Here is a 20168-nt window from a genome sequence, read left to right as displayed (position 1 = left end):
ATGTTTAGCATAAAAGGTTCCCATCTCAATATCAGCGCCTCTGAGCTAGAAGAAAAAGTAAAAGACATAGCTTGTAGATTATCTGGCGTTGTTTCGAAGAATAGAGTCGCGCTTTATGTGGATACATCACCTGATGGCATTGTGCTCTTATTGGCAGCAATGAAACTTGGTTTGGAAATTGTGCTGTGCTCTCTAAGAGAACCTGCCTTGGTAATTGATGTATGGCTCAAAGAACTGGGAGTACACCAGATTTTTTATTCTGGTGATGGCAAAATTGTTGAGGATATATCTTGTTTTAGTTGCCACATTTCAAATTTGCGGGAATTTCCAAAAAGCAATTATCAATCAAAAAATAATTTTTCCACCATCATGCGTACCTCAGGAAGTACTGGGGCTCCAAAAAACGCGGTGATAAGCAGTAAAGCCCATAAGGCTAGTGCTCAAGAGGTGAGTCGTTATTTTAAATATGAGCCAACATCGTGCTGGTTATTATCGCTGCCTCTTTATCATGTCAGCGGTTTTAGTGTTGTGATGCGAGCACTGTATGCTCGAGCCTCTGTTTATTTGTTGGCTATGGGCGAATCATTAACTTCTTCTAAAAAATTCTGGCCAGTAAGCCATTGTTCTGTGGTTCCAGCTCAAGTGAAAAAACTATTGAGTGCTGCAGTTGATCTATCCAATCTTAATGCTGTCATTGTTGGGGGCGATGGGCTGAACACTCAAGATCAAAAAGAGGCACTTAAAAGACGATGGCCTTTGTTTGAAACTTATGGCATGACCGAATCTGCATCCATGATTTGGAGCAATGCTTCTTCACCTTTAAGTGGTAGTTTGCCTCATGCTCAAGTGCTGCTCGCCCATGATGGAGAAATTCTTGTTAAGGGTGAGAGTCTGTTTGAGGGTTATATTAAAGATGGGCAAATTTTTTCTTCGCTCACGAGCGGAGGTTTTTTTGCAACGGGTGATATTGGAAAAATTGATGATCACAATCGACTTCAAATAATCGGTCGAAAAAATAACAGAATTATTTCTGGTGGAGAAAATATACAGGCTGAGGAAGTAGAAAGGATTTTGGAACAACATCCTTCGATCGAAGCATGTGTTGTGTTGGGTATTTCAGATGAGAGCTATGGAAAACGCCCAATGGCTTTTATAAAATGGTATCAAAATAAGTGCGAACAAGAAAAAATTGCTGTGTGGCTTGAGAAGTACCTTGCGCGCTATAAATGTCCAAAATTTTTTTTTGATTGGCCTTGCGATATAGCGTTTGAATCTAAAAAGCCTCGTCATGCACTCGCCTTAAGGCTGAAGCTGATGGATCTCGAATGAGCCTAGTTAATTTTTTCTTCTGCTGTGCATAAGTGACAGGGTGAGATTTTTAGTGTTTTTAGCTCCTGTTGATATGAAAAATTACCAGGATGTGAGACAAACACAGACAAGCTGAATGGACAAAGTTGTCATAGTTGGTGTTTAAATATTTAAATCAAATTTTTTGTAGAATGAATATTTTTAATCGCTTAATAGCCGAAATTTATTGGATTTTTTTAAAAATATGGCAACAAAAACTATTTTTTATTTGGACAAAAAGTTGCGGTCAAATTTTCATGCGCATTAAGTTTTTCCATGCAAGGGGAGATTTTTCCTTCCCTCTCATGGAGGAATGAGAAATGGCAAAGAACTTTTTCGTCAGGGGGCTCAAGGTTGCTAGTGTGTTAAGCGCACTTTTAGCAGCAACCATGCTCGTAACGAGCTGTAATGGTGCCTCAAAAGATAATCATGAAGGTCAAGATGCAAATAATGTTGTAACACCACCAAGTGGCTTACCAACAGAAATTACCGAAGGTCCTGTAGTGGAACCAGCTTCTAATTGGGGCGTTATCGAATTAATGGTGAAATCTGATCCTGTAAGCCCACACAATGAACGCTTTTTAGATGACTGGCGTTTTGAAGTGAGAAGCATCGATGATCAAGCTCGTGCTACCAGCCCAGCTTTCTTTGGAGAAACGGGCCCAGATGGTACAGCTGCTCTTGGCCTTCCATCATTCATGTTTTCACGACCACTGGTAATCACAGCATACAACGATGCATTTCCATTGGCAGATCTTGATAACGATGAAGAAATGGAATGCCGCACGTTCGAAATTTTGGTTCCACCAAACTGCTATGATCAAGCAGTATGGTTGCTTGGACCAGCTGAAAGCGCATTGTGGGATTACTACAAACGAGCAGCAGAACGTCGTGCTGAAGCTTGGAACCCAAGTCAAGTTGATTGCGCTACCTGGCTAGCTAATCTTCAAGGTTTGATCTTGACTGATCGTATCTATGATGAACTTGAAGATATGTCGGATACACAAACAATGATTTTTGATGATGAGTCACTTTACAAAGCACTCAGAGAAAATCAAAATTTCCTTACACCGACACGTCCACCAATTTGTATGGCAGAACGTCGTCATAATGGTGGTGGTCTAGAAAGAGCTGATATTATCGATGAGCTTCCAATAGATATTGATGATGAAGATCCTCCATTTGGTCCTCTTGAAGTTGCTGTTGACCATGACCCAATCCTGATCGGTACCAATGGTATTGTAGATAGGCTTTGCGGTGTTGATCTTGATGGTGCTTTGAATGTTAACTTGGCAGCCTTTACTCCAGTTAAAAGCTACATTTTTGATGACTCAGACTTTATGGGAACGGTTCATGATCAAGTCGGTATCGTTGCTGATATGGATGTAAGCGTATTCAACGTTCGTGAAGGTAACGGTCGTCCTTTGGATCATGATAAGTATGACGATGCATGCTCTCTTACCAGCTTGATTGAGTTCACCAATACCGATGATGATGAACAAGATGTTTTGACCGGTTCAGGTGTTACTTTCTCCAATCTATTTGGTGGTGATGATGCAGTTGTGTACTTGACTTCAGATGGTGATGCTGTTGTAGATGACAATGATTACTGGGCAATATTCTACAATGGTTCAGATTCTCCAATGTCAGAGCGTGTATTGACTGTAGAATTACTTGGACATCGTCAACAAGATTTCCGTGATGTTCTTCATATAACCTTCGATGAGGCTACTGATGATCTTTTCCTAGGATTGCGCGGTGATTATGAGCTTAACGAAGAAGAAACTGACGGTGAAAGAGCATTTCTGGGCTTCACTCTTACTACATGGGACGGAAGTTCTTCCAGTGGACGCTATGCAATCAGAGAAAACATAGCAAACTGCTATGAAGCATCAGATATTTGGGCTCGTCAATTCTTTGCAACTGTTGACTTCCAAGAACGTCTTGATGAGTGCTGCTTTAACGATGAATGTGAATTGGCAAGCACCATTAAACCATTGGTAGCTGCAGAGTTTGCAGTTCGTTCTCAATGCTTCTCGAACAGCCGTTCTAACCAAAGATGGCAAAGTGAAGATGTTGGTTTCTGGAGCATGAACTCTATCCATGGTGTTGCTGGTAACGTTATCGTAAATCCAGGATGGCTTGGACCAGATCTTGATGTTGAACTCTACATTCAAAAATTTGATGAAGCAGTATTCAAAGGCCCACGTACTATTCGTAGAACTGATGACGTAGGTGCTATGATGGCTGCAATACCTACTCTTGTTGAAGGCGATCGTGTCTTGATCAGAGCAGAAGACAGCTGCTGCAGCGATTATGACATTGTTCTTCCATGTGTGCCTGAATTTACCGGTTTTGCTGGAGCCCCAGGCGTACCATATGTTCCACAAGTTATGGGTAATCCTTTGGTACCAGTTGCTCCTGGTGATCCGCTTGCTCCAGGTGGTGCATTGCCGCCAGCAGCAGGTGGTGAAGAACCAGTAGTCAATAATGATGCTGCGGCTGATGCTAATAAAAATGAAGCTTAATAGTAAGTCTTGATTAAGCTTGAAAACCCCAACTTAAGTTGGGGTTTTTTATTTGGACAGGACCATAAAAACATCTTATTGCATTATTTGAAATTTAATTTTCCAATTTGCTAACAAAAAAAAATCAAGGCTTGCATTCTTTGGTTTTGCCCCTAATGTTGGCCAACCATATTTGGTGGTGGTCACGTTTTTATCGTATTTTGTTTTGCGGCATTTTGTTTGGCAGTTATTTGGTTTTATTAAGTGTATAGAGCCTTTGAGCAGCACTTTGCTATCAGGCTTTGAAAAAATATGAAATTGATCCAAGCAAGAATTAGTGGCCAGAACCGATAAAAACTTAAATTATAGATTTCTTGTTTTGTTAGAATAAAAGTTTCTTGGAAGATTTTTTAATGGTTTTCATTATCAATCCAAAAGAGGGAACAAAAAACTAAGGGGCTTATTTATGCATGATCGAGGAAAATTGATGAAAAATTTGGATGAACGAAGTGAACATATAGTGACTCGTTTTTCTCAAGGGCTTCTTATAAATCCCAAAGATATGCTCAACAGATTTAAGCAGAGTGCTCAAGACCAAATGTCCGATACGGAAATTTGCGATCTTTTGATTAGGCAGGCTGCTTCACGTATTGTTGAAGAACCTGATTTTGGCGTTTTTGCAGTACGTTTGCTCAATGTAAAAATCTCAGATGAAGTAGCTGTCGAGAGTGTGCATAATTTTTTTGATTCCATCAAACTTGGGTTTGAGCAAGGTTTACTAAGTGAAAGTATTTTTAATTTTGTGAATGAAAATCAAGCAGAGCTTAATAGAGTTGTGGATGATTCTTACAACGATCTGTTTACCTACTTTGGCCTTGCAACAATCTATGACCGTTATTTATTGCGACATCCCACCAAACGTACTGTCATAGAACGCCCTCAGTATATGTTATTGCGTGTGGCATCAGGAATTTTTCAAGATCTGCCAAGCGTTATAGATCTTTACCAACAAATGGCATCTTTTTCTTATATGCCAGGTAGCCCGACTTTATTTAATGCAGGCACTAAAAATCCTCAGCTTTCCTCATGTTTTTTGGTTGATTCTCCTAACGATAGTCTCGAGGGAATTTATAAGCGCTATATGGATGTGGCTAAATTATCCAAACACGGTGGAGGAATAGGTATTTCTTATTCTAAAGTGCGTTCTAGGGGCTCATTGATCAAGGGGACTAACGGCCGCTCAAGCGGTATTGTTCCATGGCTTAAAACTTTAGATTCATCTGTATCGGCAGTCAATCAAGGTGGCCGTAGAAAGGGAGCATGCTGCATATATTTAGAAACGTGGCACAGTGATATTGAAGAATTTTTAGAGCTGCGTGATAACACTGGAGACGAAGCGCAACGCACTCATAATCTCAATCTTGCAAACTGGGTTCCCGATCTCTTTATGGAACGCGTAAAACAAGATGAACTTTGGTCCTTATTTGATCCGAGCTGTGTTCCTTTATTGTGTGAAACTTATGGCGATGAATTTAATCAAATTTATCAAGATGCCGAAAAAAAAGGTCTGTACACCCGGCAGATTAAAGCTCGTGATCTTTATGGACGCATGATGAAAACCTTGGCCCAAACTGGCAATGGGTGGATGACCTTTAAAGATACTAGCAATAAAAAATCCAACCAGACCGGCAAACCTGAACAAGTTATTCACCTTTCCAATCTGTGTACAGAAATATTGGAAGTTGGATGCGAGGATGAGATAGCGGTCTGTAATCTTGGTTCAATAAACCTTGCTCGGCACCTTAATCAAAAACAGTTCGATTTTGCTAAACTTAAAGGCACTGTTCAAAGGGCTATAAGACAGCTCAATCGTGTGATAGATAGGACATTTTATCCGGTTGAGGAAACCAAAAAATCAAATCAAAAATGGCGTCCGGTAGGTTTAGGAGTTATGGGCTTGCAAGATGTATTTTTTGCCTTGGGCCTGCCCTTTGATAGTGCAGATGCCAAAGCTCTTACTCGCAAAATAGCTGAAGAAATTTATTACTGGGCCCTTTCTACTAGTGTAGATTTGGCTCAAGAAGAAGGTCCTCATGCCAACTTCGGCCTGACGAAAGCTAAAGAGGGAGTATTGCAGTTCGACCTTTGGGGACAAAAAGCAGAACAAGAAGAACGCTTTGATCTTCTCAAAGAGCGCATTAAAAAATACGGGTTGCGTAATTCTTTGACGATAGCAATAGCTCCCACTGCAACTATCGCTTCAATTGTTGGGTGTTATGAGTGCATCGAACCGCAACTGTCCAATCTGTTCAAACGAGAAACCTTGTCTGGAGAATTTTTACAAATAAACCAATATTTAGTTAGGGATCTCAAGAAGCAAGGGCTCTGGACGCAGGATATTCGTGACCAAATAATTGCTAACAATGGTTCTGTGCAGAATATTGATGAGATACCAGGGCAGCTCAAGTGGCTTTACCGGACTGCATGGGAATTGCCACAGAAGGAATTGATCGATTTGGCCGTTGCTCGAGGGCCTTTTATTGATCAAAGTCAGTCACTTAATTTATTCATGGAAACACCGAATATCGGTAAATTATCATCAATGTATTTTTATGCTTGGCAATCAGGTTTGAAAACTTGTTATTATTTGCGTTCGCGTCCGGCGACTCAAATATCAAAGACAACTAAAGCGGTGAGTACCCAAGAAGCTGTAGCTTGTTCATTAGAAAATCCAGATATTTGCGAAGCTTGTGGTTAATAATAGGAGATAAATATGCTGCTTGATCCCGGTATGGAGCTTACATTACGCCCCATGCGTTATCCTCAATTTTTTGAAATGTATAAAAATGCCATAAAAAATACCTGGACCGTTGATGAGGTTGATCTTAAGTCTGATATCGATGATTTAAGGCAGAAGTTAAATCCAAAAGAAACTCATCTCATCAATCGTCTGGTAGCTTTTTTTGCAACCGGCGACTCTATTGTCGCTCATAATTTGGTGATCAACCTATATCGCCATATCAACGCTCCCGAAGCGCGTATGTATCTATCAAGGCAGCTTTATGAGGAAGCGTTGCATGTGCAATTTTATTTGACTCTGCTTGATACCTATTTGCCTGATCCCAAAGAGAGACAGGCAGCTTTTGCGGCAGTGGATAATATACCTTCAATAAAGAGAAAGGCAGAGTTTTGTTTCAGGTGGATGGATTCGATTCATATGCTCGATAAACTTGAAACACAAACTCATCGAAAGCAGTTTTTGCTGAATCTTATATGTTTTGCCGCATGTATCGAAGGTTTGTTTTTTTTCGCAGCTTTTGCTTACGTGTATTATCTCAGGTCAAAGGGGCTTCTTCATGGTTTAGCAACTGGTACCAATTGGGTATTTCGCGATGAAAGTGCTCATATGGAATTCGCCTTTAGTATTGTCGATACCGTAAGAGGAGAAGAACCAGAGTTGTTTGATGATGAGTTGGAGTCTCAAGTACGAGAAATGCTTTTAGAAGCGATTGAGTGTGAACTGGGTTTTGGCGAAGATGTTTTGACTGGAGGAATTTCGGGTTTCTCCATGTTAGAGCTCAAGCAGTATCTGCAATTTGTGGCAGATCAGCGGATGGCACGGCTTGGCTTTAAGCCAATGTTTGGTGTAAGCAATCCTTTTTCTTTTATGGAGCTGCAGAATGTGCAGGAACTGGCCAATTTTTTTGAGAGGCGTGTTTCAGCGTATCAAATTGGTGTTGTAGGCGAAGTAGCTTTTGACGAAGCGTTTTAATACTTAGAAGCCTCAAGGTGGGGTTAAAACGCATAGATATTATTGAAATATTTTAGCAACTTTCGGAATCATTTTTGGCCCATAATGGTGGCATGTCTAATATTTGAGAACGAAAATTGCCTTTTGCCAGGCCTCCCGACCGGGGAATGGCAAAAAAAATCGATTGGAACAGCGAAATTTAGATATGGCGCTCTACTATGCCCCTTTGTTTTTCATGTGTAGGAATAGTAGGGATAAACTCTAAACTAAAAGTTGCAGGCAGAGTATTTTTGTTGTGATTCTTTTCGCTGGATAAGGCAGACCAAGGCCGACTGGCAAATACTAGAAAAAAGTTGAGGGGCTATGCAGATCTTAGCTGGTGTTATTTTATTAGGGATTCTCATTATATTTCACGAGTTGGGACACTTTTTATTCGCCAAAATGCTGGGAGTTCGAGTTTTAGTCTTTTCATTGGGTTTTGGGCCAAAGCTACTTAGTTTCAAAATTGGCGAGACCGAGTACCGTCTGAGCGCGATCCCTCTGGGAGGCTATATCAGAATGTTTGGAGAGTCTTTAGAAGAACAGCCAAACGAAGCAGATAGAAAAATAAGTTTTATGCATCAAGCGATTTGGCGAAAATCTTTGATTGCTTTTGCCGGGCCTTTTTTTAATTTCATCTTGCCTGTTTTATTGCTTTTTTCACTGTCGCTAGGACAGGAACAGGTTTTGATTCCTCGTATTGGTACTGTATTGCCCGGAGGCGTAGCCGATCAAGCAGGAATGTTGCCTGGAGATAAGATAATTAGTATCGATGGCAAAAAGATTTATGATTTTGGGGAGATGGCTGGGATTATTGCTAATTCACCTAGCAGGCCGTTGAATGTAAAAATTGAACGAAGCAATGCTGATGGTAGTCAAGCAATAGTTGCTCTGAGACTCACTCCTGATGCGCAAGCTTCAATGAATCCGATTGAACAAGATAAAATGGTTGGACGCATTGGTATTATGCCTGCGGTCATGGAGCCTGTGGTTGTGCTCGATGACTCGAGCATATTCAAAAAAGAAAATCTCTTACAAAACTTCGACAAAATAATTGAGGTAGATAACAAACCTATAAAGAGTGTTCAGGCTTTGGATGATGCTTTAGAAAACCTGTGGCCAAGTTCAGTTATTAAAATTGAAAGAGAGGGGGCCGATGGAAAAAAACAAGAACTTGTTATCCAAGCCCCTAATCAAGGATTAAAACAGATTTTGGAGGCGGATGTTATCATTAAAAACACTGCCGTAGCCGACGCAGATACTCCGAAGCTGCACACAAAAATTGAAGCCACTGAATCACTTTTGGTCAAAGATAGAAAAAAAACCTTTGCTCATTGGGGAGTGGCTTTAGCCATGGGAAGCATCAAGGAGCTTAAAGAAAATTCACCAGCCGCATCTTTAGGACTCAAAAAGGGAGATCGCATTGTTTCTGTTAACGGGGAGCGTCTTTTAAGTCAGTTTCATCTGCAGCAAAGCCTGTTGCAAAATATGAAAAAAATCCAAGTATTAGGTGTAGTAACTCCCGCACATGATATGTTCGTTTATGCATTCAAGCTTCCTGACAGTATCGAAGAAAACTTCAAACTTGATGCCGGCCTACCTGATATTTTTGGCATAAGTCTGCCCAATGTATTCCATCAGGGAGAAACAATTGGGCGTAATGTTGGGCCCATAGAAGCATTTAATAGATCGATTAAGCAGACTTATTCGATTATAAGCATGACCACAAAATCTATTTGGATGTTGATCAAGGGGGATGCACCCGCTTCTTCAATTGGAGGTCCTATTCAATTGTTTGATGTGGCTCAACAAGCGGCTCATAAGGGGCTTTCATATTATCTTTATGTTATGTGCCTATTGAGTGTGAATTTGGGACTCCTCAATCTCTTGCCAATACCTGCTCTCGATGGTGGGCACTTGTTGCTTTTTGCAATCGAAGCCATACAAAGGAAACCATTGACTATAAGAACTAGGGCAATCGCTATGCAAATAGGTTTTGCCATTTTATTGAGTATTATGGTGCTAGCAGTTTTTAATGATATTTCGCGTCTTTTTCGCTAAGAAAACAATCGCACCGCGGTATAACACTGTTGTAATTGTTGAACAATGAATTGTCACTTTGGGTTGATAGGAAAAAAATATGACTGATACTGAGCTGATAGCAGATGGCGATGGCATGAACCACGGCGGTGGAGGAGTTAATGCCATCAGCATTACGGATGAATTGCGAACTTCATTTCGTGATTATTCAATGAGTGTCATTATCCAGCGTGCTTTGCCGGATGTGCGGGATGGTTTAAAGCCAGTTCATCGTCGTATTCTATATGCCATGTTCAAAGAAGGGCTGTTGTCCAATAAAAAATTTAGTAAATGTGCCGGTGTGGTTGGGGAAGTTTTGAAAAAGTACCACCCTCACGGTGATGTACCTGTGTATGATGCACTGGTGCGTATGGCCCAGCCATGGAATATGCGCGAGCTTCTCATAGAAGGTCAAGGCAATTTTGGATCGGTGGATGGTGATCCTCCAGCGGCTTATCGTTATACCGAAGCACGCATGGCTAAAATTGCCGAATTTATTGTTGCCGATATTGATAAGGATACGGTGGATTTTTCACCAAACTTTGATGCAACGGTAGAAGAACCAACGGTACTACCATCGCGAATACCTAATTTATTGGTCAACGGTTCCGAGGGTATAGCTGTAGCCATGGCGACCAAATGTCCGCCACATAATCTTGGTGAGATAGTTGATGGTTTGCTTGCTATGATAGCGCAGCATTTTGAAGAAGGACCTGAACTAAGCTGGGAACGCTTGGAACAAATAATTCCTGGGCCAGATTTTCCAACGGCCGGTATTATATGCGGGCGAAGAGGATGTTCTCAAGCTTTGCGCACGGGAAGAGGATCGATTACCATTCGTGGTCGCGCGGAAATAGAAAGGAATGAAGCAGGAAATAAAGAACGAATCATTATTACTGAGATTCCATTTCAATTGAACAAGGCCCGTCTGTTGGAGCGTATTGCTGAACTCACCCGCTCAAAGCGAATAGAAGGAATTTCTGACTTACGCGACGAATCATCCGATCGGGGTGGCATGCGGATCGTGGTTGAAATCAAACGTGATGCCATGGCAGAGGTTGTGCTTAATTCTCTTTTTCAGCACACTCCTTTGCAGGGGAGCTATTCGGTCAACATGTTGAGCATTGTCGATGGTCAGCCCATGACGCTCAATATGATGCAGATGCTGGATAATTTTCTCAATTATAGAAGAAAGATAGTAACCCGACGAAGTCGATATGAGCTCAAACAGGCGAGTGCTCGTTTTCATATCATAGCTGGTTTGCTTACTGCTCTTGATGATATTGATCAGGTGATCACCACCATAAGAAGTTCAAAAAATACAGAAGAAGCACGACTAAAACTCATGGCTCTCAAATTTATTAATGCCACTAGGATAGAGCTCTTTTTAGCAAAACCCACAGCGCAGATAGGTGATTGGTTAGAACAGGGTTTTGCAGGGCTCGATCTTGATCAAGCTAACGCGATTTTAGAAATGCGTTTGGCACGTCTGGTTGGGCTTGAAAGAGAAAAATTAATTAACGAGGCCAAAGAGCTCTTACTTGAGATCAAAAAACTAAATTTAATTCTCTCTGATGTTAAGGTTCTGATGGGAGTTATCAAGGAAGAATTAATTGAAGTAAAAGATCAATTTGCTAGCCCTCGTCGAAGTATTTTTGACCGTGAAGCTGAGGCGTTGAGTAAGGAAGATTTGATCGCAGAAGAAGATGTATTGGTTACCATCAGTCATCTGGGTTATGTGAAGAGAGTACAACTTTCGAATTATCGGGCCCAGCGACGAGGAGGTAAGGGTAAAACTGCGGTGGTAGCTCGTAATGAGGATTTTGTACAAGATGCTTTTGTTGCATCAACTCATGCTTATCTCCTGACCTTTACTAATCTTGGACGAGTGTACTGGGTAAAAGTTCACGAATTACCTGAGGGGGGAACTTCTTCGAAGGGACGGCCCATTGTAAATTTAGTTTCTCTCGACGATGGAGAGCAGGTGTGTGCTATTTTACCTGTGCGCCAGTTTCCAGAAATCGAAGGTAAGCAATTTATTATTACCTGCACCAAAAACGGCAAGGTAAAGAAGACAGATTTGCTCGCCTATAGTAATCCTCGCTCTACAGGGCTGATCGCATGTGGAATAGAAGAAAATGATGAGCTTATCGCTGTAAAACTGAGCGATGGACAAAATGACGTCTTGCTTTCTACTGAAAAAGGTATGGCTATCAGATTCATGGAAACCGATGTTCGTGGTTTTGGACGCCAAGCGGTGGGAGTACGAGGAATTAAATTAAAAGATAGCGACAAAGTTGTATCGATGGAAATAATTAACAATGATGCAACTATTCTGACTGTTACCAAAAATGGTTATGGTAAGCGTACAGCTGTTGAAGAATATCGTAGGCAGACGAGAGGAGGCTATGGACTTATCACTATAAAAGTTGATGAGCGAAATGGTCCAGTTGTAGCAGCCATGCAAGTTAAGGATGAGGATGAGATTATGATCGTTACCAATCTTGGTAAGCTTATCAGAATGAGTGTCGACGGCGTTTCAACCTACGGTAGAAATACCAAAGGACTTCGACTTATTTCAATTGATAAAGAATTAGGGGAATCGGTAAGCTCCTTGGTGCATATAAAAGATGAAACAAGTGATGAGAGTATCGACTAATTAAAATTCAAATAGGAATATGTCGGAGGCCTTGTTATATTCTTCCGCTTGAGTTAGCAAAGTTATACTTTGATCAACAATAAGCTTTGAAAATTTGCTAACTTAGCTTTTTGATATTTTGCTTGTTTGTTTTAAAAAAGATTAATCTCAAGATAGGAGAGTAAGAATGAAAAACATAAGTCGTTTACTGCTTGCCACTTTTGCACTCGTTTCCTTTAACTCATTTGCTAGTTTAGTACAGCCAATAACTCCGGCTAATGAGGATTATCCAGTTCGTATTAATGCTGGACTTTTGACTGGTATGAACGGTACTAAAGATGGTTTTGGAGTAACAAATCTTGGTGCAGGCTTAGGTTTTGCTCATAACGTAGGTTATGATTTTGAATATGGTATGTCTTTGGCAGGCAATTGGGCAAGCTACAACAGCAAAGTATTTACTGATGCTGCTAAGGGAACTGATGGAGCTCGCCTCGACGTAGAAATCATGACACGCTATATGCCTGAAATTACCGATAAATTTAATGTTGGTTTGGCGCTTTCAGTAGGTTGGGGACAGCAATTTGGAAAGAATGCTAAGGCCATTAATGATGAGATGGCCTTTGGAGATTTAAATTTCAAAGCTGGTCCTGCTTTGAGTGCCGGACTGGGAGAAATGGCTTCTTTGTATTTTTCTGTTCAATACAGCCTGCACAACATTCGCTTCGGTGCAAAAGATGGCAGCAGTGCAAAAACTAGTGCAAACCGATCAGGTATTGATGTTCCTTTGGGCGTTTGGTTTGCATTTTCTGATAGCGCTGGTCTATTCGTTGAAGCAAATAGCCGCATTACTAACTTTAGTGATTTCAAGAAAAGCTTCAGAGAAGAAGTCACTCTTGGTTTAGGTTTTGCCCTCTAATCAGTTATTAGACTTCTTAATTCTCAAAACGACTCTTATTAAGAGTCGTTTTTTGTTAGGAAATTTCTTCTAAAAAACGCAGAGTTGCCAAAGTATAACCGAGTGTGCCCATGCCACAAATAATACCCTCTGCAATGTCACTAAAATATGAAACAGCTCTAAAATTTTCTCTCCTAAAAATGTTGCTGATATGTACTTCGATGATCGGTGTGTCAGCGGCAAGCACTGCATCACGAAGAGCGATGGAAGTATGAGTAAATGCCCCTGGATTGATAATAATTCCATCAATATTTTTTAAATTTTGAATAAAATCAATTAACTCACCTTCGTGATTGCTCTGAAAAAAAGTAAAATTAACATTTTTGGAAAATTGTTTTAATAACTGCTCTTCAACTTGAGCAAGAGTCTGTGTTCCATATATTTCAGGCTGTCTCGTGCCTAGGGTATTCAAATTGGGGCCATTGATCAAAGCGATAGTTATCATGATGTATCCTTATTTTGAGTAAGAGACTGCTTCGAAACTAATTACTAAAGCATTTTTTGTCTGTTTGCCCTAGGATTGACAATTAATTTAGCCACTATTTTCACTATTCTTCGCAACTTCGAGAGAGTTCCAACTAAGAAATTTTTGGATCTTTTTTCTAATGATTCCACTACCAAGATGGTCTCGTGAGAAAAAATGTTCCAGCAGCTCTCCAAGCTGAAAACCTCATATTTTTTATTAAGCACAGCAAAAGTATTGTAAAAAATTATTAGGCAACTGTATGTAAAACACTCTATTAATATCGATCATTTTGTCGTCTGTGAGGGGTTTAGGTATAGTTTTCCTAGCTCCATCAATGATACGAATGACTTCTCATCTTTATTTTTTATAAGCTCAATACAATTTTTTAAAATTTTTAACAGTTGTTCATAGACATCTTTGTTATGTGGATTGAGTGCCTGAATTTCAAAATAAAGTTGTGGGTTTTCTGAAAAAACTTTGCGGGCAATGCTTAGTAAATTGGAAAATGTCGGCGATGAAAAATCGGACAAAAATTTACTATTGAAGCCGCTGTTCTTGAGAGTTTTTATAAAAATAATATTGATTAAATGAGAAAGTGACAGCAAATAAGATATGACTTGATCATGCTCATCGATGCTCATATCGACAATATTGAGCGATGTAGAAAGAAATAAGTTTTTTGCTGCATTATCAGCCTCGCTATTTCCTATGCTGGTAATAATTATGTGTTTGCCAAATAGAATTTCAACCGACGGGCCAAACATTGGATGAAGAGAAGTGGCTTTTATTCCTTTGGATTGAAGGGCTAATAAATGATTTTTTATAGGTGTCTTAACCGATGATACATCAAAAATAACTGATTTCTTTAGCGAACAGCTCTCCAACTTTTGCAGTATCTTTATGCTTTCTCTGATGGGAGTTGCTACAACTATAATGTCGTGAAATGCCACATTGTCATCGATAGAGTCGCTAAAGCTGCACATAAAATTTGGTTTTATCTTATCGATAACATGAATTTGGTGGCCGGAATCAGCAAAAAAACGACAGAGCCAACTGCCGAGGCGGCCTGCTCCTCCTATAACACATATCGACAATTGTGAATTTGATTTGAGTTCTTTGATGCGATCTCGTTCCTGTCGAGAAAGAGATAGACTAATCAACAAAGTTTGCAGGTCGATCGCAAAATTTTTGGGAAGATCCAAATTACCTGCACGTTCAAGAGCTTTTTGGAAAACTAATTTTTCCCGATTATAATCTTTATCAGCCAAATCAACCTTTCTTTTTGCCTCACCTATTTGGGCTGATATTTTTTCACGGCGTTTAGCTAGCAAAAAAATTTGTTCGTCTATAGCAAAGATTTCTTGGCGGAGAAGTTCAATATTTTTATCGGGATTTTTTTTCATTAAGGTCTTTTCCAATCGACAACTGGCCATTTTTTAAATTGAGCACGAGTTCGTAAGTGCAGATCTGGATTCACAGCGATAGCTTGACCTACGAGATCAAGAAGCGGAATGTCAGTGGCCGAGTCGGAATAAAATGAACACTGCTCCAAGGGGATATCTAATTTATGACAAAGATCTTGGGCAAATATAATTTTGTTGCGTCCAAAACAAGGAGGACCAATAGTTTTTCCAGTATAAATACCCTCTCTATCCACCTCGAGAATAGTGCATAGGCAGTGATCAAGCTTTAAATCTTTGGCTACCAATTCGGATAATCCATCAAAGCTTGAAGTAAGCAAGGATACTATGTCTCCTTGTTCTCGATGTTTGTGTAGTGCTTCAAGAGCACCTGGGCGATAAAGATTTTTGATAGTTGAATAAAAAAAGTCTTTAGTTTTTTCTAAAACCTGAGCTTGGCTCTCGCCTTTCATAAGAGCTAAGCCCTTTTCAACCACTTCATCGAGCTTAGTAAATCCCAGGTGATACTTCGCCAGCCAATAGGAAGCCAGCATCATATGAGAAAATTTTATAGATCGTGACTTCCATTGTGAGTTTAGCCACAATCGAGCGCTATTGTCTGCAATGAGAGTTTTATCGAGATCGAAAAAAGCTATAGACATACTGACCTTGTGGACATGTTTTTTAGATTGTGGAAACTAGACGTTAAAATCTCATCTTAGGGATTTTTTATTCATCAAAGCCTCGCATGATGAGGCTTTGCAATTAAAAAATGCTGTTAATCATTGTTATTTGAGATTTGTACTATAAAGGTGTCGCATTTTGCTTTGTGTAAAACTGCTTCAGCAGTAGACCCAAGAAAAAATTGCTGTAAAGCTTGCCGTCGATGGTGACCAAGCACTAAAAGGTCAACATTAAATTTTTCGGCTTCTGCAATGATCATGTTTTTAGGAAGTCCAAATACTACATGCTGATTTTCTTTGGGAACACCTGATTTCTCGCCGATTACAGCCAATTGTTTAATAGCTTCGACCTTCATTTCTTCCATACATTGTGCCAATAAAAAATCACCAGATGGCGGCGCTACTGAATAGGCAAGTTCCAAAACATGCAGCAGAGATACTTTACATTCATGATCCTTAGGAAGAGGAAGAACAGCTTCAATAACGCTGTTGTCACCTTGATTGACTAGGTCACATGCTATCATTATGTGTTGATACTTTTTCATGATATTCTCCTCGAGTGGATGATGATCACCACGCAGGAAATTAGGAAAACATGCAGATATGCTGCAAAATTTGGCCAAACTTTTTGACCAACTCCTGTGATAATGCTCTACCTTGTGCGTTCAAAAATTACAATTTCTAAAGCTATTTTTTGCGCAGTGAGAGAGAATTTGAAACTATTTAGCGTGTTTTTTCTATCCAGATTTTTTTTGCCGCTTAAAGTAAATACTCTCGCCAAAGACTTTAAAAAAATTAAATTTTGTTAAAAAAAATATGTTTTTTTGGGAAATTATTTTTTGCTTTGAAAAAAATTAATACAAGGAATGAGTTTAAATTTATCAATGTTGATTTACAACTCCAATAGGAAATTAAAACTAAACAATTGAAAAATATCAAAGGGGATTTATCGTGAAATCAGGTTTTGTTTTTGCTGCTTCTTTGCTAGTGAGTTTCTTTCTAACTGAAACGGCTTTGGCAGCTTTACCCGTGTTGATATGCCAAGATGGTATCGGTAGCCAAATTATTATTCAAGATGTCGGTCAGGAAGCACTCATAGATGGTAAGTCGTATAAGGTGGCATCATTTAACATAACAGGGCCGGCTGCTCAGAAAAGACTTTTTAGCGTTTATCCGAATAATTTTACCCAAGCTCCAGGCTATCTTCAGTTAGATAATGAGACCAAAGCTGTTCGTTCTATTATTATCGATTTGAGCACAATGCGCAGCAGCAAAACATTTGATGGTGTTGTCAAAGATAATACACTTACTATCACTTCCAAAAACCCATCTATTAGCGAAGACAATGCCTGGGTTTTTGAAAAATGTTACCCAGCTGTTTAGGCTTTTTCTTATGCAAATCTGCGAGACTGTTGTAAAGGAATGCAAAAATTTCCTCATCACGAAATGATTAATCTAAGTTAGTTTTTGCTCTGAAACAGCTTATCTCGCTCTCATAATTTCATTTACTATTTTTTTAACACGAAGATTCAGCTTTCTGACACAAGCAAGTGTAGTTATTTCGCTACTACGATGGCTATTGTTATCTGATATTAGTCCAATAAAATCTATTTTTTGTCTAGCAGCTGTCTTAATGAAGTGCGTATCTTATGTTTTTTTTGCTTAGGAGTGAGTAGTTTTTTTAACTTGAAGAAAATTGCTCAATTGTATTGGATTGTAATAATTGAAAAGCATTGTTTTTATCCTCTATTGCAAAATAAAAAATGCCAATAATAAAAAAAAAGAGCAAGTATTTCATAGACAGCTATCGAAAGAAATTGTGCCAGCTAAAGCCACTGATATATTTAGTTGATTCAGTTTTTTTAGGAAAAATAAAATATTTAAGCAAAATTGAGTTCTGTATGTGTTGTGGGCTTAGTGAATAATTCATTGTGAGGCTTAAAAAGAGAGGAAGTATGGGGTTTTGGTTTTTTCTAACGACTATTGTTTTAAGCAACATGATCTATAAGTCATTCAAACTACGAATGAGCAAGCAATCGTCTGTTAGCGATTCTGATATTCGGCGTTTAGAAAAACTAGAGAGTGAAATTAAATTAATGCGGGAACAAATGGAAAAAGAAAAATTAGCGCAGCGTCTCACCCAACTAGAGGATGTAGTTTTTTTTGATGACTATGAGCTAAAACGAAAGTTTTCTAAGCTTGATCAAGAAATGCAAAAAGAAGTGCGATAATCGAATACAGACTTTAGAAAGCACACGTGCACGTACGACTCGTGCCTATTCCTGAGCACACAAGGTGCCCATTTTTTTTGCAGGTGGTAGTGATATCTAGAGCAGCAGCTTTTCCTTCGCCTTTGCAGCCAAATTTATAGGGATCTAACGCAAAGATATATCCGCATTCAATCTGATTTAGCCGATCCCCGCTCGGTTTGGTCAGTTGGCTAATTTGTTTGAATAACTTTAAGACCTCTTTGGGTTTTTGCGAAGTAAAGCGAATGCTTCCATTTCCGTTTTCGGCTGAAAATAGACTGTGGTCAGCTGTAAGATTTTGAAATAAAAGAAAAATACCTGCAAAAATAATGTATTTTCTCATTTAAACTACCAGCAAAAAAGTGAATGAGTTTTTTCTTAGCTTGCTCGTAAGAGAGTACTATCAAGTGTACGTGCTAGGAAAATTAACTACTCAATTATTATTGGAAGCTTAGGCGTATGTTGGAAGGAATAATTTCATGAGTGGTGCGGTAAGGGTTTATGTCAATTCCGCCACGTCTGGTGAAACGCCCAAAGACAGTGAGTAAGGATGGCTTACATCGCTCTAAAATATCTACAAAGATTTGTTCAATACAGTTCTCACTAAAGCCGCTGTGCTGGCTGTATGATACAAGATAGCGCAATAGATTATCGTGATTTATAAAATTTCCACGGTAATGAATAAAGATCGATCCCCAATCTGGCTGACCGGTGACAAGGCAATGAGACTTAAACACATGAGAAACCAGTTTTTCTTCTTGTTCTTGCATTTCGCATGAAAGGAGCTCTGCTGAGCGCTGATAAAGACTCACCTCAATGTTTTGCTGATCGATACATTTAAAAACAGAGTCGCTTTCTATACGATCAAGTTCGCTCGGATTAATAAGAACTTTTACCAAAGATTGGCACACCTCGCTCAGATCTTTTTCGATCAAGCTTTTTACTTGCTCGCTGCTTTCAAATCGTTCGTGATTGAGGGAGTTGAGGTAAAGTTTTACCGATTTTGATTCGGCAAGAAATAGAGAGTCGGCTGGCACATAGAAGCTGGCCAAAACCCGCTGAGGTATGCCATTAAGATTAAGCCATGCAAGCTCATAGGCATTCCAAATGTCAACTCCTTGCCACGATAGTTGAGGAAATCCCATCGCTTGACGTTGCTCATCTCTTTTAACCGGATAGAGCAAGCTTTTGTCGTATCCTGCTGGATATGCTGTCTTATGTCCTAAAGGAGCATTGGGGCTCACAGTTTTTTGCAGATGAGACTTCATAGGTCCTCCAAGTAATTCCTTGAAAAATTTTCTAAAGCCTTGCTCGATCTAGGCAAGAGGGAAGAAAGCTTGTGAAATAGAACAACTCTTCATTCTGTTGAAAATAAAGGATTTTGTTAAAAAAAATTTTTGCATGAGGGTGAGAATGGCAAGAATTACAGGCCCAATAGTGTGCTTATGCATCATGCTCAGTGCGAATACGGTCATGGCATTCGATCAAGCTTTTTTTCAGGTGTGTAAGTCTACATTTTATAGCTGTGTGGAGTCCATTACCCAAAATGATACAACCTTTGGCTATGCTAACTGTACTCAGCCATTTGACCAATGCCTAGAAAAGCTTCTTGATATAAAAATTCCTTGGCCATTGGAATGTTTTCAAGCAGAGGCTTCATGGACTAATTTCTATATCTCCATAGGAGCATTTTTTTCTATACTCGCGTTTAATAATATTGTGGTACCAGCGGCACTTAAGGCTGTAGCGTGGGCTGTTACAAAGTGCATGAAGGCGGATATTGAAACGCATCCAAAGATAAATAGCTTCGGTAATTTTCTTGGTATATTTTTTGACGAAAATAGGAACGGGGAGGTAACCGCAAGCGAAATCAACACACCACAAAGTTTTGTTACCTTTGCCGGATTATCTTTTCCTGTTTATTACTTGTTTCAAGCCCTAAGTCAGCAAGCCGGATGTGATTTTGCGCGTGCTGTAATCAAGTGTGCTACTCCTGGTTTTGATGACGATGATTTTTGCGATTATTATCATTGAGAAATTTTCGTTGGATGGGT

General features: G+C 39.5%; 16 protein-coding genes. 10 read left to right on the top strand and 6 right to left on the bottom strand.

Annotated features, from left to right (window positions below):
• From H6731_03700 to H6731_03670, 7 genes are all read left to right on the top strand, one after another.
• A complete protein-coding gene (locus H6731_03700; GenBank protein ID USN51521.1) occupies positions 1–1329 on the top strand; it encodes an AMP-binding protein in 1329 nt (442 codons plus the stop codon).
• A gap of 338 nt (positions 1330–1667) precedes the next feature.
• Positions 1668–3875, top strand: a complete 2208-nt coding sequence (locus tag H6731_03695) for a hypothetical protein (GenBank protein ID USN51520.1) — start codon at positions 1668–1670, stop codon at positions 3873–3875.
• Positions 3876–4320: 445 nt separating this feature from the next.
• Positions 4321–6612, top strand: coding sequence for a ribonucleoside-diphosphate reductase subunit alpha (locus H6731_03690; GenBank protein USN51519.1), 2292 nt, complete (start codon positions 4321–4323; stop codon positions 6610–6612).
• Positions 6613–6627: 15 nt separating this feature from the next.
• A complete protein-coding gene (locus H6731_03685; protein USN51518.1) occupies positions 6628–7626 on the top strand; it encodes a ribonucleotide-diphosphate reductase subunit beta in 999 nt (332 codons plus the stop codon).
• A 342-nt stretch (positions 7627–7968) separates the two neighbouring features.
• Complete coding sequence (gene rseP / locus H6731_03680) at positions 7969–9705, top strand: RIP metalloprotease RseP (protein USN51517.1); 1737 nt, start codon at positions 7969–7971, stop codon at positions 9703–9705.
• Between the two features lie 79 nt (positions 9706–9784).
• Entirely contained in the window at positions 9785–12382 is a 2598-nt protein-coding gene (gyrA, locus tag H6731_03675) for a DNA gyrase subunit A (protein ID USN51516.1), read from the top strand.
• A 166-nt stretch (positions 12383–12548) separates the two neighbouring features.
• Complete coding sequence (locus tag H6731_03670) at positions 12549–13277, top strand: hypothetical protein (protein ID USN51515.1); 729 nt, start codon at positions 12549–12551, stop codon at positions 13275–13277.
• Positions 13278–13332: 55 nt separating this feature from the next.
• Here H6731_03670 and aroQ read toward each other — a convergent pair whose 3' ends face one another.
• The 4 genes from aroQ to H6731_03650 all read right to left on the bottom strand — a co-directional run bounded on the left by aroQ (position 13333) and on the right by H6731_03650 (position 16410).
• Positions 13333–13761, bottom strand: a complete 429-nt coding sequence (gene aroQ / locus H6731_03665; protein ID USN51514.1) for a type II 3-dehydroquinate dehydratase — start codon at positions 13759–13761, stop codon at positions 13333–13335.
• A 305-nt stretch (positions 13762–14066) separates the two neighbouring features.
• A complete protein-coding gene (locus H6731_03660) occupies positions 14067–15185 on the bottom strand; it encodes a bifunctional chorismate mutase/prephenate dehydrogenase (protein ID USN51513.1) in 1119 nt (372 codons plus the stop codon).
• On the bottom strand, positions 15185–15844 hold the full coding sequence (locus H6731_03655) for an HAD family hydrolase (GenBank protein ID USN51512.1): 660 nt from the start codon (positions 15842–15844) through the stop codon (positions 15185–15187). Before H6731_03655 ends, H6731_03660 begins: the two co-directional genes overlap by 1 nt.
• Positions 15845–15960: 116 nt before the next feature.
• The gene (locus tag H6731_03650; GenBank protein USN51511.1) at positions 15961–16410 is read right to left on the bottom strand and encodes a universal stress protein; all 450 of its coding nucleotides are present in this window, start codon (positions 16408–16410) and stop codon (positions 15961–15963) included.
• Between the two features lie 406 nt (positions 16411–16816).
• Between H6731_03650 and H6731_03645 the strand changes: the two genes are divergently transcribed.
• Both H6731_03645 and H6731_03640 read left to right on the top strand, forming a co-directional pair.
• Positions 16817–17248 (top strand): hypothetical protein, encoded by a 432-nt coding sequence (locus H6731_03645; protein ID USN51510.1) that lies wholly within the window; start codon positions 16817–16819, stop codon positions 17246–17248.
• 572 nt (positions 17249–17820) lie between these two features.
• Entirely contained in the window at positions 17821–18096 is a 276-nt protein-coding gene (locus H6731_03640) for a hypothetical protein (protein ID USN51509.1), read from the top strand.
• A gap of 13 nt (positions 18097–18109) precedes the next feature.
• On the opposite strand, the gene H6731_03635 is transcribed toward H6731_03640, so the two are convergent.
• Positions 18110–18457 (bottom strand): hypothetical protein, encoded by a 348-nt coding sequence (locus H6731_03635; protein USN51508.1) that lies wholly within the window; start codon positions 18455–18457, stop codon positions 18110–18112.
• Positions 18458–18554: 97 nt separating this feature from the next.
• Complete coding sequence (gene queF, locus H6731_03630; protein USN51507.1) at positions 18555–19382, bottom strand: NADPH-dependent 7-cyano-7-deazaguanine reductase QueF; 828 nt, start codon at positions 19380–19382, stop codon at positions 18555–18557.
• A 145-nt stretch (positions 19383–19527) separates the two neighbouring features.
• On the opposite strand from queF, the gene H6731_03625 reads away from it, so the two are divergent.
• Positions 19528–20148, top strand: coding sequence for a hypothetical protein (locus H6731_03625; protein ID USN51506.1), 621 nt, complete (start codon positions 19528–19530; stop codon positions 20146–20148).
• The last annotated feature ends 20 nt before the right edge of the window (positions 20149–20168 follow it).

Source organism: Myxococcales bacterium (genome assembly GCA_023898405.1).
Classification (GTDB): Bacteria; Myxococcota; UBA727; order UBA727; family JABDBI01.
The sequence above is the reverse complement of the archived record's forward strand: the minus strand, read 5'-3'. Positions and strand labels throughout refer to the sequence as shown.

Coding starts and splice junctions, on each gene's coding strand:
- queF (USN51507.1), bottom strand. CDS start 19,382: ATGAAGTCTCATCTGCAAAAAACTGTGAGCCCCAATGCTCCTTTAGGA.
- H6731_03690 (USN51519.1), top strand. CDS start 4,321: ATGCATGATCGAGGAAAATTGATGAAAAATTTGGATGAACGAAGTGAA.
- rseP (USN51517.1), top strand. CDS start 7,969: ATGCAGATCTTAGCTGGTGTTATTTTATTAGGGATTCTCATTATATTT.
- H6731_03700 (USN51521.1), top strand. CDS start 1: ATGTTTAGCATAAAAGGTTCCCATCTCAATATCAGCGCCTCTGAGCTA.
- H6731_03670 (USN51515.1), top strand. CDS start 12,549: ATGAAAAACATAAGTCGTTTACTGCTTGCCACTTTTGCACTCGTTTCC.
- H6731_03660 (USN51513.1), bottom strand. CDS start 15,185: ATGAAAAAAAATCCCGATAAAAATATTGAACTTCTCCGCCAAGAAATC.
- H6731_03640 (USN51509.1), top strand. CDS start 17,821: ATGGGGTTTTGGTTTTTTCTAACGACTATTGTTTTAAGCAACATGATC.
- H6731_03625 (USN51506.1), top strand. CDS start 19,528: ATGGCAAGAATTACAGGCCCAATAGTGTGCTTATGCATCATGCTCAGT.
- H6731_03650 (USN51511.1), bottom strand. CDS start 16,410: ATGAAAAAGTATCAACACATAATGATAGCATGTGACCTAGTCAATCAA.
- H6731_03695 (USN51520.1), top strand. CDS start 1,668: ATGGCAAAGAACTTTTTCGTCAGGGGGCTCAAGGTTGCTAGTGTGTTA.
- H6731_03635 (USN51508.1), bottom strand. CDS start 18,457: ATGAGAAAATACATTATTTTTGCAGGTATTTTTCTTTTATTTCAAAAT.
- H6731_03685 (USN51518.1), top strand. CDS start 6,628: ATGCTGCTTGATCCCGGTATGGAGCTTACATTACGCCCCATGCGTTAT.
- H6731_03655 (USN51512.1), bottom strand. CDS start 15,844: ATGTCTATAGCTTTTTTCGATCTCGATAAAACTCTCATTGCAGACAAT.
- aroQ (USN51514.1), bottom strand. CDS start 13,761: ATGATAACTATCGCTTTGATCAATGGCCCCAATTTGAATACCCTAGGC.
- gyrA (USN51516.1), top strand. CDS start 9,785: ATGACTGATACTGAGCTGATAGCAGATGGCGATGGCATGAACCACGGC.